At 63.9% G+C, this 23,222-nt stretch carries 20 protein-coding genes; 15 read left to right on the top strand and 5 right to left on the bottom strand.

Annotation, left to right across the window (positions count from 1 at the left end; genetic code table 11):
* Positions 1-5: 5 nt before the first annotated feature.
* Entirely contained in the window at positions 6-1,214 is a 1,209-nt protein-coding gene (locus ACNQOP_RS09260) for an AAA family ATPase (protein ID WP_416404282.1), read from the top strand.
* Positions 1,215-1,217: 3 nt separating this feature from the next.
* Here ACNQOP_RS09260 and ACNQOP_RS09255 read toward each other — a convergent pair whose 3' ends face one another.
* Positions 1,218-2,585, bottom strand: coding sequence for an LLM class flavin-dependent oxidoreductase (locus ACNQOP_RS09255; RefSeq protein WP_416404280.1), 1,368 nt, complete (start codon positions 2,583-2,585; stop codon positions 1,218-1,220).
* Between the two features lie 288 nt (positions 2,586-2,873).
* Between ACNQOP_RS09255 and ACNQOP_RS09250 the strand changes: the two genes are divergently transcribed.
* Both ACNQOP_RS09250 and ACNQOP_RS09245 read left to right on the top strand, forming a co-directional pair.
* Positions 2,874-3,386, top strand: coding sequence for a GNAT family N-acetyltransferase (locus ACNQOP_RS09250; protein WP_416404278.1), 513 nt, complete (start codon positions 2,874-2,876; stop codon positions 3,384-3,386).
* 55 nt (positions 3,387-3,441) lie between these two features.
* The gene (locus ACNQOP_RS09245; protein ID WP_235519550.1) at positions 3,442-3,822 is read left to right on the top strand and encodes a RidA family protein; all 381 of its coding nucleotides are present in this window, start codon (positions 3,442-3,444) and stop codon (positions 3,820-3,822) included.
* A 16-nt stretch (positions 3,823-3,838) separates the two neighbouring features.
* Here ACNQOP_RS09245 and ACNQOP_RS09240 read toward each other — a convergent pair whose 3' ends face one another.
* Together ACNQOP_RS09240 and ACNQOP_RS09235 are read right to left on the bottom strand one after the other, a co-directional pair.
* The gene (locus ACNQOP_RS09240) at positions 3,839-4,498 is read right to left on the bottom strand and encodes a response regulator (RefSeq protein ID WP_284986197.1); all 660 of its coding nucleotides are present in this window, start codon (positions 4,496-4,498) and stop codon (positions 3,839-3,841) included.
* On the bottom strand, positions 4,491-6,164 hold the full coding sequence (locus ACNQOP_RS09235; RefSeq protein ID WP_416404397.1) for an ATP-binding protein: 1,674 nt from the start codon (positions 6,162-6,164) through the stop codon (positions 4,491-4,493). The genes ACNQOP_RS09240 and ACNQOP_RS09235 overlap by 8 nt, the downstream gene beginning before the upstream one ends.
* Before the next feature lie 199 nt (positions 6,165-6,363).
* On the opposite strand from ACNQOP_RS09235, the gene ACNQOP_RS09230 reads away from it, so the two are divergent.
* Complete coding sequence (locus ACNQOP_RS09230; protein WP_416404275.1) at positions 6,364-7,860, top strand: CitMHS family transporter; 1,497 nt, start codon at positions 6,364-6,366, stop codon at positions 7,858-7,860.
* A gap of 49 nt (positions 7,861-7,909) precedes the next feature.
* Here the strand turns inward: ACNQOP_RS09230 and ACNQOP_RS09225 are convergent, their stop codons facing one another.
* The gene (locus ACNQOP_RS09225; RefSeq protein WP_416404273.1) at positions 7,910-9,424 is read right to left on the bottom strand and encodes an LCP family protein; all 1,515 of its coding nucleotides are present in this window, start codon (positions 9,422-9,424) and stop codon (positions 7,910-7,912) included.
* A gap of 94 nt (positions 9,425-9,518) precedes the next feature.
* On the opposite strand from ACNQOP_RS09225, the gene ACNQOP_RS09220 reads away from it, so the two are divergent.
* The 6 genes from ACNQOP_RS09220 to ACNQOP_RS09195 all read left to right on the top strand — a co-directional run bounded on the left by ACNQOP_RS09220 (position 9,519) and on the right by ACNQOP_RS09195 (position 15,610).
* Positions 9,519-10,397: a cytochrome c oxidase assembly protein gene (locus tag ACNQOP_RS09220; RefSeq protein ID WP_416404271.1), complete on the top strand. Its 879-nt coding sequence runs from the start codon at positions 9,519-9,521 to the stop codon at positions 10,395-10,397.
* A gap of 13 nt (positions 10,398-10,410) precedes the next feature.
* A complete protein-coding gene (locus tag ACNQOP_RS09215; RefSeq protein ID WP_284986201.1) occupies positions 10,411-11,520 on the top strand; it encodes an AI-2E family transporter in 1,110 nt (369 codons plus the stop codon).
* A 65-nt stretch (positions 11,521-11,585) separates the two neighbouring features.
* Positions 11,586-11,882, top strand: coding sequence for an Asp-tRNA(Asn)/Glu-tRNA(Gln) amidotransferase subunit GatC (gatC, locus tag ACNQOP_RS09210; RefSeq protein ID WP_167264767.1), 297 nt, complete (start codon positions 11,586-11,588; stop codon positions 11,880-11,882).
* Between the two features lie 6 nt (positions 11,883-11,888).
* Complete coding sequence (gatA, locus tag ACNQOP_RS09205) at positions 11,889-13,442, top strand: Asp-tRNA(Asn)/Glu-tRNA(Gln) amidotransferase subunit GatA (protein ID WP_416404269.1); 1,554 nt, start codon at positions 11,889-11,891, stop codon at positions 13,440-13,442.
* The gene (gene gatB / locus ACNQOP_RS09200) at positions 13,442-14,950 is read left to right on the top strand and encodes an Asp-tRNA(Asn)/Glu-tRNA(Gln) amidotransferase subunit GatB (protein WP_257368523.1); all 1,509 of its coding nucleotides are present in this window, start codon (positions 13,442-13,444) and stop codon (positions 14,948-14,950) included. The genes gatA and gatB overlap by 1 nt, the downstream gene beginning before the upstream one ends.
* 102 nt (positions 14,951-15,052) lie before the next feature.
* Positions 15,053-15,610, top strand: coding sequence for a DUF5666 domain-containing protein (locus ACNQOP_RS09195; protein WP_284986202.1), 558 nt, complete (start codon positions 15,053-15,055; stop codon positions 15,608-15,610).
* Between the two features lie 58 nt (positions 15,611-15,668).
* On the opposite strand, the gene ACNQOP_RS09190 is transcribed toward ACNQOP_RS09195, so the two are convergent.
* Positions 15,669-16,613 carry a formylglycine-generating enzyme family protein gene (locus tag ACNQOP_RS09190; protein ID WP_416404268.1) on the bottom strand — a complete coding sequence of 315 codons (945 nt, stop codon included), beginning with the start codon at positions 16,611-16,613 and terminating at the stop codon, positions 15,669-15,671.
* A gap of 560 nt (positions 16,614-17,173) precedes the next feature.
* On the opposite strand from ACNQOP_RS09190, the gene ACNQOP_RS09185 reads away from it, so the two are divergent.
* The 5 genes from ACNQOP_RS09185 to ACNQOP_RS09165 all read left to right on the top strand — a co-directional run bounded on the left by ACNQOP_RS09185 (position 17,174) and on the right by ACNQOP_RS09165 (position 23,221).
* The gene (locus tag ACNQOP_RS09185) at positions 17,174-18,205 is read left to right on the top strand and encodes an ABC transporter permease (protein WP_235519571.1); all 1,032 of its coding nucleotides are present in this window, start codon (positions 17,174-17,176) and stop codon (positions 18,203-18,205) included.
* 41 nt (positions 18,206-18,246) lie between these two features.
* A complete protein-coding gene (locus tag ACNQOP_RS09180; RefSeq protein ID WP_235519572.1) occupies positions 18,247-19,170 on the top strand; it encodes a carbohydrate ABC transporter permease in 924 nt (307 codons plus the stop codon).
* Between the two features lie 70 nt (positions 19,171-19,240).
* Entirely contained in the window at positions 19,241-20,899 is a 1,659-nt protein-coding gene (locus tag ACNQOP_RS09175) for a sugar ABC transporter substrate-binding protein (protein ID WP_416404265.1), read from the top strand.
* Between the two features lie 48 nt (positions 20,900-20,947).
* Entirely contained in the window at positions 20,948-22,009 is a 1,062-nt protein-coding gene (locus ACNQOP_RS09170) for a LacI family DNA-binding transcriptional regulator (protein WP_416404264.1), read from the top strand.
* A gap of 27 nt (positions 22,010-22,036) precedes the next feature.
* Complete coding sequence (locus ACNQOP_RS09165; protein ID WP_416404262.1) at positions 22,037-23,221, top strand: Gfo/Idh/MocA family protein; 1,185 nt, start codon at positions 22,037-22,039, stop codon at positions 23,219-23,221.
* The last annotated feature ends 1 nt before the right edge of the window (position 23,222 follow it).

Genomic DNA, 23,222 nt, shown 5'->3' with positions numbered 1-23,222 from the left:
GCCCCGTGATCACCACACTCGCCATCGCCAACTACCGTTCCATCCGGGACCTCGCCATGGAGTTGCACGGCCTGGATGTCGTGACGGGGGCCAACGGCAGCGGCAAGTCCTCGTTGTACCGAGCCTTGCGGCTGTTGGCCGAGTGCGCAGGCGGGGATTCCGGAAACGTGGTGGGTTCCCTGGCCAGGGACGGCGGTTTGTCGTCCACTTTGTGGGCCGGTCCGGAGTCCATCAGCGAGGCCATGCGGCGCGGCGACGTCCCCGTCCAAGGAACGGTCCGGCGGGAATCCGTGAACCTGAAACTGGGCTACTCCGGTGACGACTTCGGATACTTGGTGGACCTCGGGATGCCGGTTGCCAGCGGTTCCGGTTTTGACGAAGCCACGGGCAGGCCCCACCGCTCCGCCTTCAGCCTGGACCCCGAGATCAAGAGGGAACAGATCTTTTCGGGACCAGTGGCCCGGCCGGGTTCGTTGTTGGTGGATCGCAAGGGAAGCCTCGCCAAACTGCGGGAACCGGGCGGGGACTGGACTGAGCTCTCCCGGCGGCTGGACACATTCCAGAGCATGCTGACGGAAGTCTCGGACCAGGACCGGGCCCCGGAAGTGTTACGTGTGCGGGATTCGGTTCGGTCCTGGCGGTTTTACGATCATTTCCGCACGGACGCAGATGCTCCTGCCCGGCAAGCCCAGATCGGGACGCGAACCCCCGTGTTGCACCATAGCGGAAGGGACCTGGCGGCGGCCCTCCAGACGCTGCGGGAGGTGGGCTTCGAGCGGCAGTTGGATGCCGCCGTCGACCACGCCTTTCCCGGAAGCCGGCTGGAGGTCGCGGTCAACGACGGCAGGTTCAGCGTGGAGCTTCGCCAACCCGGAATGCTGCGGCCCATGAAAGCCGCAGAGCTTTCAGACGGTACGTTGCGGTTCCTACTCCTGACTGCTGCGCTCCTAACGCCCCGGCCGCCGGAATTGATGGTGCTCAACGAACCGGAGACCAGCCTGCATGTGGACCTGATGCCGGCACTGGCTGGATTGATTGTCCAAGCCAGTGCCAGCAGCCAGATGATCGTCGTGACCCATTCAGAGGCATTGCTCAAGGCGCTTCGCGAGAGCGGCGCGGCGCATGAGCATGAGCTGTACAAGGACATGGGCGAAACCAGGATCAAGGGCCTGGGGTCCCTCGAGGGTCCGTCGTGGAGCTGGCCCAGGCGCTAGGGGCTAGAACGCTGAGCCGATGGAGGTGAGCTCCTTGGCTTCGGCGTGGGCGTACTGGCTCACGGGCCGCTCCAGACCGTAGTGACCGCGCAACGTGGAGGCCGTGTAGTCGGTGCGGAAGAGACCGCGTTGCTGAAGGATCGGCACTACCTGGTCCACGAACACTTCCAACCCCGAGGGAAGAACCGGCGGCATGATGTTGAAACCGTCGGCAGCCCCGGCGAGGAACCAATCCTGGAGGGCGTCTGCTACCTGTTCCGGAGTGCCGGAGAAGGTGCGGTGTCCACGCCCACCACCCAAACGGCCGATCAGTTGCCGGACGGTGAGTTTTTCGCGGCGGGCCAGTTCCACGATCAAGGTGTACCGGCTTTTGGCCCCCTCGATTTCGTCTTCCGAGGGAAGGTCCGCGGGCAGCTGACGGTCCAACGGAAGGTCTTCGGGGGAGAGCCGCAGGGTCTTGGCGAGTTGCTCCCGAGCGTATTCAGGCTTGATCAGCTGGTCGAGTTCGCGCTCCAGCTTCAGCGCTTCTTCCTCCGTGGAGCCAATCACCGGGACGATGCCCGGCAGGATCTTGATACCCTCCGGGTTACGGCCCACGGCAGCGGTGCGTGCTTTGAGGTCCGTGTAGAACGCCTGCGCGTCGGCGAGGGTTTGATGGGCGGTGAAGACTGCTTCTGCGTATTGTGCTGCGAGGTTTTTGCCGTTTTCTGAGGATCCGGCCTGGACGATCAGGGGGTGGCCTTGGGGGGAGCGCGGTACATTCAGCGGCCCGCGGACCCGGAAATGCTTGCCCTCGTGGTCGATGACGCGGATTTTTGTATCGTCACCCCACACGCCGGCGGCTTTGTCGGCGAGCACGGCGTCATCGTCCCAGCTGTCCCAGAGTTTCCGGGCCACCTCGATGAATTCCGCTGCCCGCTCGTAGCGGACAGCGTGGGCGGGTTGGTCGTCCACGCCGAAGTTGCGGGCGGCGTCGGGTCCGGCAGTAGTGACCACGTTCCAGCCTGCCCGGCCTCCGCTGACCCAGTCCACTGACGCGAAACGGCGTGCCAGGTTGAAGGGGTCGTTGTAGGTGGTGGAGGCGGTGGCGATGAGCCCGATCTTCTGCGTCGCTGCCGCGATGGCGGTCAGCAATACTGTGGGCTCCAGTTTGCCGGCGGGACGGCGGCCCACTTCACCAAACAGGACCGGGGAATCGGCGAAGAAGATGGAGTCCAGCTTCCCGCGTTCGGCTGTTCGGGCCAGCTGCTGGTAGTGCTCCACCTTGGTGACGGCCAACGGATCGCTCTCCGGCAGGCGCCAGGATGCTTCGTGGTGGCCAGTGCTCATGAGGAAGGCGTTGAGGTGGAGGTGGCGCTGTGGTTCGGTCATGGGGGTTCTCCTCGGTTCATACCTGATGGGGGAGGCAAGCTGTGGTGTGGGGCAACTCAAACACGCCCCTCACGGACACCGCCAGCGCTCCGACATGTGCCCGCAACAGCGCGAAACCGGGGTTCACGGCACGCAACCCGGCTCAATTCGACGCCACGGAAAGCAACACAAAAAGTGCGGACGCAACCCCGACAACCGGCGTCGTGACTACTGTTCATGACTGATAGTTCCATCACGGAAAGCGCTATTTGGCGGTTCCGGCACCGGGACGGCGACTACCATTGGTAGGTGCTTTCCCCGATTACCGTCCGTCCCGCCCTGCCCGAAGACTACGACGACGTTGCCCGCATCACGCAGGACTCCTACGTCACTGCGGGGTACTACGGTGACGCCGACCACCCGTACCTGCAGAAACTCCAGGATGTGGCCGGCCGGGCAGAGCACGCCGACGTGCTGGTGGCTGAGCGTGACGGCGAGGTTATCGGATCCGTGACCGCGGCACCGGCCGGTGGCGGCTTCTCGGACATCGGCTTGGACGACGAACTGGAACTTCGCACCCTCGTGGTGGATCCGGCAGTCCAGCGCTCCGGGGCTGGCCGCGCGCTGGTCCAGGCTGTCGTGGACAAAGCCAAGGCGATGACCGGGATCAACGCAGTATCCCTGACCACGGGTGCCACGTGGGAGAGCGCCAATGCCCTTTACTCGCGGACCGGCTTTGACCGCGCCCCGCACAGGGACTGGTTCGTGCCCGGCACCGACATAAAACTGTTCGTTTACAGGCTCGAGCTCAGACAGCAATAAAGTTTCCTTCGAAGCGCCGGTCACCGGACCGGGCGCAACGACAGGAAGGCGCGGCATGCGCAAGACATTCGGCACGGGTTCGGTCTGGGAACAGACCCTTGGCTACTCCCGCGCGGTCCAGGTGGATAACACCCTCTTCATTTCCGCTACGGCAGCCTCCGGCGAAAACGGCATTGTCGGCGATGATTTCTACTCCCAGACCAGGTTCATCCTCGAAAAGCTTGGCTCTGTCCTCGAAGATGCCGGCTTCTCCTATGAGGACGTCGTCCAGTCCAAGCTGTACCTGACCGACATCAGCAAGTGGGAGGACGCCGGCCGTGCCCACGGAGAAGTCTTCGGCGAGATCCGGCCCACGTTGTCCCTGGTCCACGTCCTGCCGTTCCTGGACCCGCAGATGCTGGTGGAGATCGAGCTCGTAGCGCAGAAGTCCGCGTAGCAGCCAAATATTTGGGTCAGCCCGGGATGCCGTACCGGTGTTCCGGGCGCCCCGTGGTTCCGTACCGTAGTTGAATTTCGACGGCGCCATCATCAGCAAGCGACGACAGGTACCTTTGCGCTGTTGCGCGGGAAACGCCAACCCGTTCCGCGACTTCGGCAGCGGAGTACTGTTCGCCGGGAAGCAAGGATTCCAGGACCGCGGCTTCGGTGGCGGACCGGGGCTTGGCCGCCGGCGATACATCCCCTGGAATGAGTGAGCGTTTGGCCCGTTCGATGGTGCCCTGGTCAATGTTGGGCTGTTGGCCGAGGATCCTGCGGTAGCGCGCGTAGGACCGGAGCTGCTGGGACAAGGTTTCAGCGGTGAAGGGTTTGAGCATATAGCCCAAGGCGCCCCGCCGCAGGGCAACGCGGACGGACTGCGCGTCAGAGGCGGCAGTCAGCATCACAGCATCAACATCCAGCTGCCCCAGCAGGTCCAGTCCGGAACCGTCGGGCAGGTACACGTCCAGCAGCACCAGGTCCGGGCGCAGGCTGTGGATCGCCTGCAAAGCCTGGGATACCGACCCCGCAGGCGCCAAGGCCATGAAGCCCGCCACCGAATCGACGTACGCCGCATGCAGCCGCGCGACGTGGAAGTCGTCATCGACGATCAGCACCCTCAGATCCTCAACCACTGCGGTCCTCCCTCTCCGTTGAGCTTGTGGGCCCTTCATCCATGACCCCGGGAATGGTGGCCATGAACACCGCGCCCGGGCCACCCTCGCTGCCGTGTTCCAGGACGCGGACATCACCTCCGCGCCTGCGTGCCAGTTGCCGCACCAAAGCCAGCCCCAATCCTTGTCCAGCCCCCGAGCGTACCGGTTGCGCCGACGTCGTGAATCCTTCGGTGAAGATGTCCTCCGGGTCCGCGGCACCCAGCCCGTCTCCGGAGTCGCCCACTACAAGGTGCAGGCGTCCGGCGTCGTCCAGCAGTTCCACTTCCACCCAACGGTCCGCGGCGGAACCGGCGACGGCGGCACTGACCGCATTGTCTATGAGGTTGCCGAGCACGGTGGTGACGTCCTGCGGATCGGCGACGTGGCCACGGACCAAGGTCTCCGGCCCGACGCGCAGGCTCACACCGCGCTCGGAGGCCTCCACTCCCTTGGCGCCGATGAAGGCCTGAAGGTAGGCGTCCTGGAGCAGTTCGGCCTGCTCAACGGGAAATTTCAGGGGACCGGTGGCGGAAATCCGGGCGAGGTATTCCTTCGCGGAATCGTATTGTCCGATGCTCATGAAACCGGCGATGGTGTGGAGCTGGTTGGCGAACTCGTGGCGTTGGGCGCGCAGGGCCGTGGACATTGTCCCGACAGCGTCCAGCTGGCGTGTCAGCTGCTGCAGCTCGGTGCGGTCACGGAGCATGACAACCCATCCGAGATCCTCTTTCCGATGCCATGCTTTCCGCGCGCTGGCCACCAAAACCCGGCCGCCGGCCACAAGTTCGACGGGCTCTGCATCCCGGGCCGCAGGCTGCGTCAGCTGCTTGAGCTGTTCGGGGACGCCCGCAGTTGCCCAGTCCTGGCCGGTGGCATCGGGCAGGTCCAGCAGCCGGGAGGCGGCTGCGTTGAAGACGGAGATCCTGCCGTCGGCGGCTATGCCGATCACGCCGTCGTCCACCCCCTGGAGCACAGCCACCTGGTCGTGGACGAGGGTGCTGATCTCTTCCGGTTCCAAGCCGAGCGTGAGCCGCTGCAGCCTGTGCCGGAGGAGGAAGGAGGCCAGCACGCCTGCGAGGAGCGCGCCGCCGGCGGTGAACGCAATGGGCACAATGTCGCGTGCCAGGCTGTTGCTGAGGGACTCCACGGAATAGCCCACGCTGACCTCACCCACGATGGTGCCGGCGGCATCGGGGGAGTATACGGGGACCTTGGCGCCGGCTGAGGGGCCCAGCGTGCCGGTATTCCGGGTGGTGATTTCCTTCCCGGCGAGGGCTACGGAGGGGTCGGTGCTCACACGTTCGCCGAGCCGGGCAAGGTCGGGGTGGGCCAGGCGCAGGCCTGTCTCGTCCGTGATGACGACGAAGAGGGCTCCGGTGCGCGCCCGGACGGCTGCGGCCGCGGCCTGGAGTGGGCCGACTGCCAGCACATCCGCCGGCGGGGTCCCCTCTTCCTTGCTGATTTCCTGGACGCCGGTCCTGATGTCCGGATCTGCCGCGACTGTCCTGGCCAGGGTGAGGGCCTGGTTTTCGGCCTCGTCACCGATCCGTCCGTACACCAACCAGGCGTGGACGGCGCCGCTGAGCAGGACCACCAGCAGGACCACTCCGAGCTGGAGGAGGAGGGTCTGGGTGGAGAACCGCATACCCACCTTGCTGAAAACAGGCACCTTTGCTCCTTTCCTCCTGCTCCATTGAAGCACTGAGCACAATGCGCAAAACGTGCGCAACGAGCACTATCCTGAACAATTCCCTGAAACCCCGGTCCGTGATCGACGCCACCCTATTGTCTGTAGTGCGCATCACATCGATGTGGTGCCCTTCACAGTAGTAAAGGAGCCGGCCATGCTGGTTTTGCTTGGATTCGCAATGATTGCGGTATTCATGGTCCTGATCATGACCAAAAAGTTGACGCCGGTTCTGGCGCTGATCATCGTCCCCACCATCTTCGGTCTCTTCGCAGGGGCAGGCCTGGGCATCGGACCCATGGTCATGGATTCGATGAAGTCCATGACGTCAACGGCCGCGCTCCTGATGTTCGCCATCATCTACTTCGGCTTGATGATCGACGTCGGACTCTTCGACCCGCTGGTCAAGTTCATCCTTCGCAAGCTGGGCAACGACCCGGCCAAGGTTGTGCTGGGCACCGCGATCCTGGCAGCAGCGGTCTCCCTCGATGGGGACGGTTCCACCACGTTCATCCTCACTACCGCCGCGATGCTCCCCGTCTACCTGCGCCTCAAGATGAGCCCCGTGGTACTGACCTGCGTCGCCGGCCTCGCCAACGGAACCATGAACATCCTGCCGTGGGGTGGCCCCACTGCCCGCGCTGCCACTGCGCTCAAGCTCGACGTCAACGACGTCTTCGTGCCCATGGTCCCCTCGCTCATTGTTGGGCTGATCGTCGTGCTGGTCTTCTCCTGGCTGCTCGGCCTGCAGGAACGCAACCGCCTCCGCTCGGTCGCTCCGGAGATCTGGGGCGACGTCGCCGATCCTGCTGACGCGTTCGACGGCGGCACCGGCCGCGGCGGTTCTGTCGCCGGCGGCTCCGGCTCCGGCAAGGGACGCTTCGGATTCGGCCGTACCGGCTCAACTGCTCCCGTTGGCAAGCCGGGCACCGGCGGAGGTTCCGGCGTCGCGGTCCTGGAACGTACCCAAGCACTGGTGGACGACCACGACACCGCCATGGCCGACACCGCGCTGGACCCCAACCGCAAGACCCTGCGTCCAAAGCTTTTCTGGTTCAACCTGGTCCTCACCGTGGCTGTCATGGTCACGCTGGTCGCCAACATTGTTCCGTTGCCGTTCGTCTTCATGGTCGGTTCCGCGATCGCCTTGCTGGTCAACTTCCCCAAGGTCAAGGACCAGGGTGCACAGCTGATCGCCCACGCACCGTCCATCGTCGCCGTTGTCAGCATGGTCATGGCCGCCGCTGTGCTCACCGGTGTCCTGAACGGCACGGGCATGGTGAAGGCAATGTCCGAGTGGCTGGTCCAGATCATCCCTGCCGAGATGGGTCCGTTCATGGCCATCATCACGGGCGTCCTGAGCATCCCCATGACGTTCTTCATGAGCAACGACGCGTTCTACTTCGGCGTCCTGCCCGTCCTCAGCGAAACCGCAGCGCACTACGGCGTTGGTGCAGCGGACATGGCCCGCGCCTCCATCACCGGCCAGCCGTTCCACCTGCAGAGCCCGCTGGTCCCCGCCATCCTGCTGCTGGTGTCCCTGGCAAAGGTGGAGCTGGGTGACCACCACAAGAAGGTCCTGTGGCGGACCGCAGTCATCTCGATCGTGATGCTGGCCGTCGGAGTCCTGACCGGAGCCATCGGCATCGGCTGACCGACGTGGGTGGCAGGAGTGTCCGGCCCCCCACACTGACGGCAAATGATCAGCCCACCGGGTTCGTAGCCTGGCAGGTCTGGTCATTTGCCGTTTGTGTGGGGATGTTGCCCTGCGTAGTGCTTTGAGCTGGCTTGTCGCCGGAAACGAAGTCTTCACCGGCGTAGAGCTGCACGCCTTGGATACCCGTCACCTCCTGGACGTTTGCTGCCGGGAGGCCGAACATCCCGGCGATGTCCGCCGCCACGTCGGCGAAGCCGGCCTGGTAGTACACCATGGTTTGGGCGCGGGGTTGGCCCTGCAGCCGGACGGTCTTGGTGTAGCCCGCAGCCGTGACCAAGGCCGCGATTGCGTTGCTTCTGCCGGTAACACCGGTTCCGTTGGCAATGCTGATGGGCTGGAGTGCTTTGTCAAAGGCGGGTTTGGCTTCGGAGCTTGACGGCGCGGGGGAGGGGGTTCCGGCTTGTGCAAGGTCCGCACTGTTCCTGAGGGCAGCAAAGAGATTCGAGGCTGCGGGTTCATCCAGTCCGAGCCTGTTGGGATCTGACGGGGCCGGGACGGTGGGCACGGTGATGAAGTTCACCTTGGCGGGGTCGATGTTCTTGAGCCGGTCGCCAATGGTCAGCAAGGCAGGAACCGAGGCCAGGCCAGTGTCCACCGTCAGGTTCTTGGTCATCGTATCGGCGATGCCCAGCAGCTTTTGGGGGTCGCTGAGCGTCCCCTCCGACTTCAGTTTCCTGGTGAGGGAGCCCAGGAAGGACTGTTGGGCCTTGATGCGGCCCAGGTCGCCGCCGTCGGCAAAAGCGTGGCGTGTCCGGAGGAACGCCAGGGCCTGGTCGCCTTGCACTTGGGAGGTTCCCTTGGGGAGGTGGAGGCCCGAGTCGGAATCGTCGACGGCGGAATTGACGCACACGTCCACCCCGCCCACCGTGGTGGTCAGCTCTTTGACTGCGTTGAAATCGGCCATCATGAAATGGTCCACTTCCAGCCCGGTGAGTTTGTTGACGGTGTCAACAGCGCAGCCGATTCCTGCCTCGGCCATGGCGCTGTTGATCATCACGCCCGGGCGGGCGTCGTGCTGCTCGTTGCTTGCCTGGTCCTTGCAGGCGGGGACGTCCACCAGGAGGTCCCGGGGGAAGCTGATGACGTTCACGTGGTTGTTGTCCGCGGAGATGTCCACCAGCATCATGACATCGGACTGCCCGTAGCCGGAGGACTGGTCCGCCGTTCCGTACTGGCTGTTCTTACCGCTCCGGGTATCACTGCCCAGCACCAGGATCTGGAGGCGGTCCTTCCTGTCATCAACCGGACCTTCACTTCGCTGGCCGCCTGCTCCAAGGGAAGTGGTGGAGATATTCGATTGAAGCCGCCACAGCCAGTAGCCGCCAAAGCAAAGGACTCCAACGACTGCAGCAGCAACCACAATGACCCCAATCCGGAGCCAGCGGGGGCGTCTGCGGCGCGGTGAGCCGGTACTTTCCTCGACAAGGCTTCCTTGTCCGGGGTAGCGGGGAGAATCACCATCCGGTGAGTTGGGGGCGGGGCGTTCGTGGCGACCGATCACGGCACTGGCCTTTCCTCTGGGTGGGGGCGGGCCTATGCTACTGAGCGATTCTGGGAAATACCCAAGGGCGCCCACAGGTGCCTATCATTGCTCTGTGCCGCCCTTTGACGTTCTCGTCAGCGCCTGGCAGATCGACTGGGCAGCTGTGATCATGATCAGCGCTTTCGGCGTGCTCTACGGTCTTGGACTGAAGTCTGCCGCCGCCAATGGCCACCGCTGGCCCCTCTGGCGAACCGTCGCGTTCTATGTCCTGGGCCTCGGATCCTTGGCCGTGCTTACCTGCGGGTTCCTCGGAGTCTATGGCTCAGACCTGCGGTGGGCCTTCACAGTCAAGGTTTCCCTGCTCCTGTTCGTGGTGCCGCTCCTGATCGGATTGGGCAGGCCGATCTCACTGGCCCGTGCCGCCTTGCCTCCCTCCGGCATCGAGAGGCTGAACACCGTACTGGCCCATCCCGCCGTGCGATTCGTCAGCAATTCGCTCGCTGCGCCGCTCCTGGGGTTGGCGCTGTTCTCCACCTTCCTGACCCCTGCCTTCCACACCCTGCGGGCCGATCCTTTGGCGCAGGCTCTCCTGACCATCCTGATTCCGTTGCTGGGCCTTCTCATGGCACTGCCCATCATCGAGGAAGCCGATTTCCAGCGGTCCAGTGCCTATATCACCCTGGAGTTCGTCTTCGTCTTCATTGAGCTCCTGATTGATGCGGTCCCCGGCATCCTGCTCCGCCTTAACGGGCAGGTGCTCGATCACGTGATGACGACGCAAGCGGCGTTGGGCTGGTTCCCGGATCCCTTGCGTGACCAGCAGTTGGCGGGGGATGCTTTGTGGTTCATCTGTGAAATCGTGGACCTGCCGCTCATCATCCTGATGTTCATCCGGTTTTCGCGCAGCGACAAGCGTGAGGCCCGAGGCTTCGACGACCTGACCGACGAGCACCTGGAAGAACTGAACGCCCAACATCTTCGAGGGCGCTGAGAAGGAGATTGCCATGCCTGACCTTCGCGCCGGCCTGCCCGCGATATGGGCCGACGGTCTGGGACGTGCCAGCATCCGCTCCATCCAGGCCCTGACTGTAGGGGCGCTGGCCTGGGCTGTCATCTGGGCGCTGACCCGTGTCCCACTGGTGCTGATCCCGCTCACGATCGCGCTGATCCTGGCCGCTGCGATCGCGCCGCTGGTGCGTTGGCTTGACCGGCACGGCTGGCCGCGTGCCCTCGCCGTACTGGCCTCGTTCGTGGGAATCCTTGTGGTGTTCGGCGGGATTGTGACGGGGATCGTGTTCCTCATCCGGGCACAGTCGAAAGACCTGACAGCGAAGGCGGTTGCCGGCCTCGACCACCTCCACGATTTCCTGACCTCCGGACCGATCCCGGTGAGCGACGCCCAAATCAACGACACCCGCGAATCGGTACAGCGGTTCTTCACCTCCAGCTCGTTTGGTACGGAAGCACTGACCGGGGCACGGACATTGGGGGAAATCCTGGCCGGAATGGTGCTGATGGCTGTGATCCTGTTCTTCTTCCTCAAGGACGGGCACAAGATCCGCAACTTCCTCATCGGCTTCCTGCCCGCCGAACGCCGCCCCAAAGCGCACATGGCCATCGAACGCAGCGCCGTTGTCCTGGGCGGCTACGTCCGCGGAACTGCCATCGTTGCCGCAACGGATGGAATCATCGTTGGGGTGGCCTTGGCCATCCTGGGCGTTCCCTTGGCGTTGCCGCTGGGCGCCTTCGTCTTCATTGGAGGGTTTATCCCGATTATCGGCGCTACGGCCGCGGGAACCTTGGCGGTCGCCGTCGCCCTGATCTCCAATGGTCCTGTGACGGCCCTGATTGTGTTGGCCGTCGTCGTCGGTGCAAACCAGCTGGAACACCACCTCCTGCAACCCCTCCTGATGGGCAGGGTCCTCAGCATTCACGGCCTGGCGATCCTGCTGGCCCTTGCTGCCGGCACCATGATCGCCGGAATCGTGGGTGCACTGCTCGCCGTTCCCGTCACTGCCGTCGGATGGACCGTCTTCAAGACGCTGTCCGGGCCGGAACCGGATCAGGAACCTGAACCCGGACCGGACGCTGAAGCAGTTGCGGCTGAGGGCTGACCGAGGCGCGTGCCCGGCCAAGTAGACTGGTTCGGAAAACCATTTGAACTTTGCAGGGGAGATCCATGGCTGCGATCAACCGTGACGACGTCGCGCATCTTGCGCGTCTGGCTCACATTGAAATGAGTGCCGAAGAACTGGACAGGATGGCCGGCGAGCTCGCCGTCATCGTTGATTCGGTGAAGTCCGTCAGCGAAGCCGCGGGAGAGGACGTGCCGGCCACGTCGCACCCGATTCCGCTGACCAACGTGTTCCGTGAGGACGTCGTGGGTCACACGTTCACGGCTGAGCAGGCGTTGTCCGGCGCTCCGGATGCGTACGAGAACCGTTTCAAGGTCCCGGCAATCCTGGATGAGGACTAATTACTGATGACTGAACTGAAGAACGAACTCATCCGCCACTCCGCTGCTGATCTCGCAGCCAAGCTGGCCTCCGGCGACGTATCCGCTGTCGAGGTGACACAGGCGCACCTCGACCGGATCGCCGACGTCGATGGCCAGGTACATGCCTTCCTGCACGTCAACACGGAAGAAGCGCTCACCGTAGCCGCCGAGGTTGACGCTGCCCGCGCCGCCGGGGGGTCCGCCGCCGAGGAACTGCACGCCCTTGCCGGCGTGCCCATCGCCGTCAAGGACCTCATTGTCACCATTGGCCAGCCGACTACAGCTGGTTCGAAGATCCTTGAGGGCTGGCACAGCCCGTACGACGCAACCGTGGTCAAGAAGCTGCGCGCAGCCAAGATGCCCATCCTGGGCAAGACCAACCTGGATGAATTCGCCATGGGTTCTTCCACGGAGCACTCGGCATTCGGTCCCACCCGCAACCCCTGGGACCTGGACCGCATTCCTGGTGGTTCAGGCGGTGGCTCCGCGGCCGCCGTCGCCGCTTTTGAGGCCCCGTTGGCACTGGGCACCGATACGGGCGGTTCCATCCGCCAGCCTGGCGCCGTCACCGGAACCGTGGGCGTCAAGCCGACGTATGGCGCTGTGTCCCGTTACGGCGCCATTGCCATGGCGTCGTCGCTGGACCAGATCGGCCCGGTTTCCCGTACGGTGCTGGACTCCGCTTTGCTGCAGGAAGTCATCGGCGGGCACGATCCTTTCGACTCCACGTCCCTGACCGACCCGTTCACCAACCTGGTGGCCGCCGCCCGCATGGGCAACGTAGCCGGGATGAAGATCGGCATTGTGAAGGAACTCCACGGCGAGGGCTACCAGGCCGGCGTCGAGAACCGTTTCAACGAGTCCCTCCAGATCCTCAAGGATGCCGGAGCTGAAATCGTTGAGGTTTCCTGCCCCAACCTGAAGTACGCCCTGGGTGCCTACTACCTGATCATGCCGTCCGAGGTGTCCAGCAACCTGGCCAAATTCGACGGCGTGCGGTTTGGCTTGCGCGTCCTGCCCAAGGACGGCCCCATGACCATTGAGCGTGTCATGGCAGCCACCCGCGCGGCAGGTTTCGGTGACGAGGCCAAGCGCCGCATCATCCTGGGCACGTACGCACTAAGTGCCGGATACTACGACGCCTACTACGGCTCGGCCCAGAAGGTCCGCACCCTGATCCAACGCGACTTCGATGCCGCTTTCGCCCAGGCCGATGTCCTGATTTCTCCGACGGCGCCCACCACGGCGTTCAAGCTCGGCGAGAAGCTCGACGATCCGCTGGCCATGTACTTGAACGACGTCGCGACGATTCCGGCCAACCTTGCCGGCATTCCGGGGTTGTCGTTGCCGGGCGGCCTGGCCGACGAAGACGGCCTGCCGGTCGGCATCCAGCTGCTGGCTCCGGCCCGCGAGGATGCCCGCCTGTACCGCGTGGGTGCTGTCCTTGAATCCATCCTTGAAGAGAAGTGGGGCGGCCCGATGCTCGCGCAGGCACCAGCACTTGGCGCTGCCGCAACTACCGCCGGAGGTTCCAACTAATGTCCGTCGACGCAACCCTGAGCTTCGAAGAGGCCATGGAGAAGTACGATCCCGTCCTGGGGTTCGAGGTCCACGTGGAGCTCAACACCAAGACCAAGATGTTCTCCTCCGCTCCGAACGTTTTCGGTGACGAGCCGAACACCAACGTCAACGAAGTAGACCTCGGCATGCCCGGTGTCCTTCCCGTGGTGAACAAGACGGCGGTGGAGTCATCCATCAAGATCGGCCTTGCCCTGAACTGCAAGATCGCCGAATCATGCCGTTTTGCCCGGAAGAACTATTTCTACCCGGACACCCCCAAGAACTTCCAGACGTCCCAGTACGACGAGCCGATCGCGTATGACGGCTACCTCGACATCGAGCTGGAAGACGGCACGGTGTTCCGCGTGGAGATCGAACGCGCACACATGGAGGAAGACGCCGGAAAGCTCACCCACATGGGTGGCGCTGCCGGCCGTATCCAGGGTGCCGACTACTCATTGGTGGACTACAACCGTTCGGGTGTGCCACTGGTGGAAATCGTCACCAAGCCGATCGAGGGCGCCGGAAGCCGCGCACCGGAACTGGCCAAGGCGTACGTTGCGGCTGTTCGCGAAATCGTCAAGAACCTTGGGGTTTCCGATGCCAAGATGGAGCGCGGCAATGTCCGTTGCGATGCCAACGTTTCGTTGCGGCCGCACGGCCGGGAGCGCTTCGGTATCCGTTCGGAAACCAAGAACGTGAACTCGCTGCGCGCCGTCGAGCACGCCGTCCGTTACGAGATCCAGCGCCATGCTGCCGTCCTGGAATCCGGCGAGCCGGTCATCCAGGAGACACGCCACTGGCACGAGGATACGCGGTCGACGACGTCCGGTCGCCCCAAGTCCGACGCCGACGATTACCGCTACTTCCCGGAGCCGGACCTGGTTCCCGTCGTTGCTTCCCGTGAGTGGGTGGAGGAGCTTCGCGCTACCCTCCCGGAGCCCCCGGCGGAACGCCGTAAGCGCCTCAAGGAAGCCTGGGGCTACTCGGATCTCGAGTTCCGCGATGTGGTGAACGCCGGCGTCATGGATTCCATCGAGGAAACCATCGCAGCAGGAGCGTCTGCTGACGTTGCCCGCAAGTGGTGGATGGGCGAGATCGTTGGCCGCGCCAAGGTTGCCGACGTCGAGCCTTCCGAGCTGGGTGTCACCCCACAGGTCATCGTGGAGCTGAACAAGCTGGTTGAAGACGGCAAGATCAACAACAAGATGGCCACCCAGGTCCTGGACGGCGTGCTCGCCGGCGAAGGAACTCCGGCTGAGATCGTCGAGAAGCGCGGCCTGGCCGTGGTGTCCGACGACGGCCCCCTCCTGGAAGCCATCGATGCCGCACTCGCCGCGCAGCCGGATGTCGCGGAGAAGATCCGAGGCGGCAAGGTCCAGGCCATCGGCGCGATCGTTGGCGGCGTCATGAAGGCCACCCGTGGCCAGGCCGACGCCGGCCGTGTCCGCGAGCTGATCCTGCAGAAGCTCGGCGTCGAGGGCTGATCCCCTGGCTTGACCGCAAGTAGCCCGCTGTGGTGCCCGTTCCCATCCGGAACGCCACCACGGCGGGCTACTTTTTTGTCCTGACGCGCGCACAATGGATGCATGGGCACCATCACACCAGGATTTCGAAAGGTCCTCCTTGCCGGTGGGATCGCCGTCGCGTTGACCGGAGGTGGGACCGCCGCAGTGTGGGCGGGCACCCAACCGAGCCCTTCGCCGTCGAGCTCCACCGCCTCACCAAGCCCGACCACCTCAGCGGACACCAAGGCCGCGGAGGGACGCGGAAAAGGTATCCACGGCGAGCACGTCGTGAAACAACAGGATGGCAGCTACCGCACCGTGGTCACCCAGGCCGGAACCATTGAATCGGTGAGCGACTCGGAGGTCACGGTCAAGAGCGAAGACGGCTTCACCCAGCGGTATGCCATCAACGCCGAAACCCGCATCACCAAGATCCCGACGGACCTGTCGCAGCTCCGGAACGGAAAGGGCAAGCCCATGCTGCCCTCGGCCACGGTTGCTGAGCTGAAGGCCGGTGACACCGTGCACGCCAGCGGGATCAAGGACGGCACTGCGGTGACCGCGACGCGGATCGTGTCAGGCGAACTTCCGGCAGGACCCAAAGGGAAGCTCGGGCATCGGGCCCACGGCCGCGCCTGAGTCAGGGGCCCGCGCCTGAGTCAGAGGCCCGCGCCTGAGTCAGAGGCCCGCGCCTGAGTCAGAGGGCCACTGTCCGGAAACCCAGGTTGGCGCTGGCTGAGTCGGGCGTGTTGGAACTGCGCGCGGACAGCCGGTAGCGGTTGCAGTAGGAATCGTGGCAAAGGTATGAGCCTCCGCGCATGACCCGCCCGCTGCCGATCGTCGGGCCTGGCGGGTTCACCACCGTGCCCTGAGCCTGGCACGTCCTGTAGTACTTGGGCAGGAACCAGTCGCTGCACCATTCCCAGACGTTTCCGCTGGTTTGGTAGAGCCCGTAGCCGTTGGGGCTGTATGAACGGACCGGCGCGGTGGTGAGGTAGCCGTCGTCGAGGTCGTTGCGGACCGGGAAATTGCCTTGCCATATATTGCAGTTGTGGGCGTCCTGGCCCGGAGTTCCGTTGTGGAGTTCGTTGCCCCACGGGTAGCGTTGCCCGGCCAGGCCACCGCGCGCGGCGTATTCCCATTCGGCTTCCGTGGGGAGCCTGCCGGACGCCCACGCACAGTAAGCCAGGGCATCGTTGTAGGACACGTGGGTCACGGGGCGGTCGGGGATGTCTGTCCAGTTCGAGAGCGGCCCCGCAGGGTGCGCCCAGTCAGCTCCGCGGACATTGAGCCACCAGGGGACCGGGCTGACCCGGTTCAGGATGTCCTCCGGCCGGGCTTTCACGGCCAGGTGAAACACCGCCGAGGTCCCGTAGAGCTCGGACTCGGTGCGGTGCCCGGTGGCGTCGACAAAGCCGGCAAATTGCTCATTGGTTACCGTGGTGGCGCTGATTCGGAACGCCGACACCTGTACCTCGTGCACGGGAGTTTCGCCGTCTCCGTCGTAGCCTTCGCCGAACGGATCACCCATGGCGAAGGTGCCGGCCGGAATGTCGACGTCGGATGTTTCGGATGCTCCGGTTGAGGGCGCCGCACTTTCGACGGCGGTGCCCGCAGCTTTTTCGACGGCGTCGCCCGCCATGGCTCGAACACCTATGGTGTGCAGGGGGAGGGACCGGCCCCGCTCGAGGGATCTGCCCTGATGGGTATGCGTCCTGGCGCCTGCGCCTGGGCTGCAGCAATCTGCCATGTGAACTCTCTGTCTGAACTCCGTCTGCTAGTACTTTAGCGGCGCCGGAGGCCTGGCCCGCACCTGTTGCGCCTGTTGCACCCGCGCCCAGCGCACCCCGTACACCCCTCGCACCCCTTGTCCGCACCCCTGGCACGCACCACTTGCCGCCCAGCGCACCCCGTACACCCCTGGCACGCACCCCTTGCCGCCCTGCGCACCCCGTACACCCCTGGCACGCACCCCTTGCCGCCCTGCGCACCAGCACTTACGGGGGCGAATGGCGCGTGCAGGTGCGGAGCGTCGTCAGGGAAGCGCCACCCTGCACAACAAAGTGATGGAAAGTGATTTCTGTGATCAGTTTCAATCATGTTCTTGCAAAAGTGGAAAGCGTCACTTATCGTTTGTTAAACGGTTAACGAGCGTGGCCTGAATCACATTGATGATTTGGGCTCAGCACTTGAGGAGACAGCATGAACTCGACGACGGAACAGGCTCCGGCATTGCCCGAAGCTCGCCGAGTCCCGGCCAGGGCGGGCAGCAAGCCACCCGGAACCGGCCCAAAGAAGCGGAAGGGCAAGGCTCCGCAGCAAAGCTTCCGGTCACGCCTGCGTCGAGACAAGCAGATGCTGCTCATGATGGTGCCGGGCGTGGCCTTTCTGCTGCTCTTCTTCTACATTCCCATCCTCGGCAACGTCATCGCGTTCCAGGACTACCAGCCCTACTTGGGCATCGGTGACAGCCTGTGGGTTGGCTGGCAGAACTTCGTGGAACTGTTCGGAAACCCGGACTTCCTCCACGCTTTCTGGAACACCCTGTACCTGGCAGCCTGGCAACTGGTCTTCCTGTTCCCGGTGCCCCTGGTGCTGGCCCTGATTGTCGACTCGCTGATCAGCACCCGGGTCCGCAAGATCTTCCAGAGCATCGCCTACCTGCCGCACTTCCTGTCCTGGGTCCTGGTAATTGCGTTCTTCCAGCAAATGCTCGGTGGTGCGGGATTCGTCAACAACCTGCTCCGTGATTGGGGCATGGACCCGATTCCGTTCATGACCAACCCCGAGACCTTCCCTCTCATGGTGGTGGTCCAGATGATCTGGAAGGACGCCGGCTGGGCCATGATCATCTTCCTGGCAGCCCTTGCCAGCATTGACGCGTCACTCTACGAAGCAGCCGCGGCAGATGGTGCAGGGCGCTGGCGCCGGATGTGGCACATCACCCTCCCCGGGCTCCGGCCGGTGATCGTTCTCCTGCTGATCCTTCGGATCGGCGACATCCTGTCCGTCGGCTTTGAGCAGTTCATCCTGCAGCGTGACGCAGTAGGGGCCGGAGCTGCGGAAGTGCTGGACACCTTCACCTATTACACCGGCGTAGTGGGCGGCGGTTGGAGCTCCGGCGCAGCAGCCGGGCTCGCCAAAGGTGTGGTCAGCGCCCTGCTGATCTACGGCGCCAACAAACTTGCCCACCGTTTCGGAGAAGACGGAATCTTCGCAAAACAAGCGCGCTGAGAGCCACGCAGGCCCGCGCGGCAGCCGCACAAGGAGAACCCATGGCAACAACACTTTTCACCAGGAAACCCCGGGAACTGACGTACAACCCCAAACGCCCGGTGTGGAAGGAAAAACCTTCCGCGCTCTACCAAACGGTCAAAGCAGTCGTCCTGATCGTCTTCAGTATCTCCATCCTGACCCCCATCCTGTTGGTGGTTTCGACGTCCCTTGCGGATACGGAGCAGCTCGTCAAGGCAGGCGGGTTCGTCCTCTGGCCGGAGCGACCCACGTTCGAGGCCTATGCCACCATCTTCAAAGGCCCCATGGTCCTGCAGTCCCTGGGTGTGAGCATGCTGATCACGGCAGTAGGCACCATCCTGGCGCTGTTTGTGACCATCACCATGGCCTACGCCACCAGCCGCACTGTCCTCTTCGGCCGGCCGGTGATCCTGGCAGTGCTGTTCACGCTGCTTTTTGCACCGGGCCTGATTCCGTCCTTCCTCATGATCCGTCAGCTGGGGCTGCTGGACTCGCTGTGGTCGCTGATCCTTCCCGGCATTTTCGGTGCCTTCAACTTTGTGGTCATGCGGTCCTTCTTCATGAACATCCCCGGGGAACTGATTGAAAGCGCCAGGATCGACGGCGCCAACGACTGGCAGATTCTGTGGCGGATCGTCATGCCGCTGTCCAAAGCCGTGATCGCCGTCGTCGGCCTGTTCTACGCGGTGGGTTTCTGGAACTCCTTCTTCAATGCACTGCTCTACATCAACGACCACTCCAAGTGGCCCATCCAGTTGTTGCTCCGCAACTTCGTAGTCCAGGGCAGCGGTGCCGCAGATCAGCTCGGAATCACCACCACGCCTCCACCGCAGTCCATCCAGATGGCCGTGGTGGTGGTTGCCCTGGTCCCCATCCTGATGGTTTACCCGTTCCTCCAAAAGCACTTCGCCAAGGGCGTCATCACCGGCGCAGTGAAGGGCTGACCGCATCCGCGGACCCGCCAAAGAACTGACACAACACACCATGAAGCAAGTAACCAGAAAGGGTTATGCCATGACGAGCACTACCTCACAGGCTGGATTCAGCCGCCGCGGTTTCCTTGGCCTCGCAGGCCTGGCCGTGACCGCCGTCGGCTTGTCCGCCTGCGGTGGTGGCGGGTCCGCGAGCAATGGCGGCGCTGCCGCCTCAGCTTCGGTCAAACTGCCCACGTACAAGGAATTTACCGGAGTCACCCCCGATATTGCGGGCAATGCCAAGGGCCTCCAGGCCGGGTACTTCAAGCTGCCCACCGCCGTGCAGTCCGTGAAGACTCCGCCCCTCAAAGGCAAAGTGACCGGGCTGACCGAAACCTTCGACACCATGAGCCCCGGGCTGAAGGACAACCCGTTCTGGCAGAGGCTCAACGCCAAGCTCGGCGGCGACCTGGAGCTGCAGATCGCCGAGGACATTGGCGACGGCTACCCGGCGAAGTTCGCCACCGTCCTTGCCAGCAACGACCTCCCGGACATGATGTGGGTTCCGCCGAACCAGGGCATCCCCAACGTCGGCCCCATGCTGGAAGCCAAGTTCCAGGACCTGACGCCCTACCTCTCGGGCGACGCCGTCCTTGAGTACCCTAACCTCGCGGCCCTCAAGCCCGATTCCTGGAAGACCGCCGTCGTCAATGGCAAGATCTGGGGAGCTCCCATCCCGAGCACCCCGTTCGGCCAGGTCTATGTGGGCAATCATGCTGTGTGGGAGCAGGTAGGGGGCTTTGAGGCCGGCAGCGCTGATGAGTTCCTGGACAAGGCCAAGGAACTGACGCGTCCCGGTGAGCAGAAGTACGCGTTGGAGCCCGCCTACATCAACGCACTGCACATGGTCACGGAGTGGTTCGGTGCCCCGAACAGCTGGGCAGTGAACAAGGACCGCACGTTGACGCACCTCTACGAAACCGACGAATACCTGGCCGGTGTGGAGTTCACCGCCAAAATGTTCGCCGCCGGTGTCTTCTACCCGGACTCCAAAGCCACCGACATCCGTTCGCGCGTAGCCAATGGCAGCGTGGCAGCCCAGGTTGTGGTGGGTCCGCACGACATCCGCAGCTACCGCTCGCTGAACAAGGACGCCCAGTTCGACATTTTGATCCCCTTCAGTGCCGACGGCAAGGTCAAGCCCGTCTACGACATGGGGTACGGAACGGTCGGTTTCACACCATTCAAGAAGGCGGACGAGGGCAAGATCCGCGAGCTCCTCGCGCTGATCAACTACCTGTCGGCGCCGTTCGGCACCGTGGAATACATGCAAAAGAACTTCGGCGAGCTCGGCCAGGACTACACCATCGACGCCTCCGGCACCCCGGCACGCACCGAAACCGGCACCACCAACGCCCCCGGCCTGGTATCGGCGTTGAACATCATGGCCAGTCCGGAAAACGTTATTTTCAACCCGGGCTTCGACGACGACACACGCTACGTCAGCAAGCAGGAGGAAAAGCTCCTCGAGTTCGCGTGGCGCAACCCCACCAACGGTTCCTACTCGGACACCAACGCCAAGGTGGGCGCCAAGATCACCAAGCAACTGCGCGACAAGGTAGTGGACATCATCACCGGCCGCGCCAAGATCGACGAACTCAAGGACGCCGTGAAGCGCTGGAAGAGCGAGGGCGGCGACAAGATGCGCGACGAGTACCAGGCCGCGTTGGACCCCAACGCCCCGGTCTTCAGGAGCTAGCCTCAGACCAACAACGAAGAAACCAAGCACGTACCAGCAGGGGGAACCATGGCAAAAACAAGCAGCACCGGAGTCCGACCCACCATCCGTATGGTGGCCGAATTGGCGGGCGTCTCCACGGCCACGGTTTCCTATGTCCTCTCGGGTCGCCGCGGTGATGGCGGACCAGGTGTTTCGGACCCGACGGCGGAAAAGGTCAAGGCCGCTGCGGAGCGGCTCGGCTACCGCCCCAATCAGGCAGCCCGTGCCATCCGGACCGGCCGTACCAACACCGTGATCCTGTCGCTGACCATGCTGTCCGATCCCTGGTCCCTGTCCGTCATTGAGGCCGTCCAGAAGGCGGCCGCCCCGCTGGGCATCACACCGATGATCCTCGGAGATGCGGACTGGGTGAAGGTCCTGGGCACGCATAACGCCGACGCCGTGTTCGTGGACGCTGTCAGCAAGGGCCAGCGGGATGAACTTCGTAAGCTCGCCGAGCACGGAACCACCCTGGTGGTCTTCGACGAAGGGTTGGACGCGGAAGGGTTCGACGTTATCCGATCCATTGCCGGGCCTGGCTGCCGCATGGCCGTGGAGCACCTGCTCCACGGCCATCGGAAGATCGCTTGCCTGACTCCGGCTACGGCCCAGGGAACCTCCGGTGGGGCACGCTACAGGGCCTACTCCGAAGCGCTCGCGGCGGCCGGAATTGCGGAACGGGAAGACTACGTGGGCTTGTTCGATGGCACCAGCGCCGGGGCCTACGCTGCGGCAACGCGGGTACTCAGCATGCCGGACCGGCCTACTGCTATCTACGCCACCACGGATTTCGCCGCAGTCAGCGCCATCAACGCCGCCCAACGCCTGGGGCTGGCCGTGGGCACCGATGTAGACATCATCGGCGTCGGCAACACGGTGGAAGGTGAACGGATGTCGCCGTCGCTGAGCACTGTTGGCCCAGTGGACTTTTTCGACAAGCTGGCCCGGCTGCTCCTGCGACGTGCCACCGGCCAGACCGGAGACTCTGCCGGAGGTGCCTCAACGGAGCCGGGTGTCCTGGACTTCCCCTGGCACTTGTTCGTGCGCGAATCGGCGCCGCATCGCAGCGCCGCAACCAGACTTTACTAATGAATCAGCAGAAGGAAATTTCACACCATGGAAAAGGATTTGAAGGTCGGCATCGTAGGTTTTGGCCTGCGGTCGGGGCTTTGGAAGCATGCCCACAAGCCGGGCGAAGGCTCTGAAGTCACCATCGTTTGCGACCTCAGCGAACGCGGCCGCGCAGACGCTGCTGAACGCATCCCCACCGCGCGGATCACGGATGATCTTGAGGAGCTGCTGGCCAGCGGACTGGACGCCGTACTGGTCCTGACCCCCGATAACCAGCACGCCGCCGTCGCCGTCCGAACGCTCAAGGCGGGCATCCCCACCTTCTGCGAGAAGCCGCTGGACATTACCGTGGAGGCCGCGGACCTGATCCTGAAGACTGCTTACCAAACCGGTACCCGGCTCTACGTCGGCCACAACATGCGCCACATGCCGGTGGTGGTCCAGATGCGCCAGCTCATCGAGGACGGCAGGATCGGTGACGTTAAGGCGGTGTGGTGCCGGCACTTCGTGGGCCACGGCGGTGACTACTACTTCAAGGACTGGCACGCGCAGCGGGCCAACGTCACGTCGCTGTTGCTCCAAAAAGGTGCCCACGACATTGACGTGATCCACTGGCTGGCCGGCGGGTACACCAAGCGGGTTGCCGCCGTCGGCGATCTCGCAGTCTACGGCGACGTGCCGAATCGAAGGGATAACGCCGGAAAGCGCATGGGCGACTGGTTCTCCATGGACAACTGGCCGCCCACGGAGCAGAAGGACCTGGCGGAGGTGATCGACGTCGAGGACATTTCCATGATGAACATGGTGCTGGACAACGGCGTCCTGGCCTCCTATCAGCAGTGCCACTTCACGCCCGACTACTGGCGGAACTACACCGTGATCGGCACCAAGGGCCGGATCGAGAACCTCGGTGACGGGCCGGGGGAGACCATCAACGTGTGGACCAGCCGGTCGTCCGGCTATGCCGCGCCGGATGAAGTCATCACCATTCAGGACGGCGAAGGCGGCCACGGCGGTGCGGATCCGCGCCTCATCGATGAATTCCTGCGGTTTGCCTCAGATGGCGGCCAAACACAGACCAGCCCGATCGCCGCGCGGCAAGCCGTGGTGGCGGGCATCCTGGCAGCCGAGTCCCTGCGTGGCGATGGCTCCGCACAGGAAGTGCCGGAACTCCCGGCCGAGCTGGTGGAATATTTCGACGCCGGCCAGCCGGCCCTGGTCCGCGACTGAG

The organism is Arthrobacter sp. LFS091 (genome assembly GCF_047977885.1).
Classification (GTDB): Bacteria; Actinomycetota; Actinomycetes; order Actinomycetales; family Micrococcaceae; genus Arthrobacter.
The sequence above is the reverse complement of the archived record's forward strand: the minus strand, read 5'-3'. Positions and strand labels throughout refer to the sequence as shown.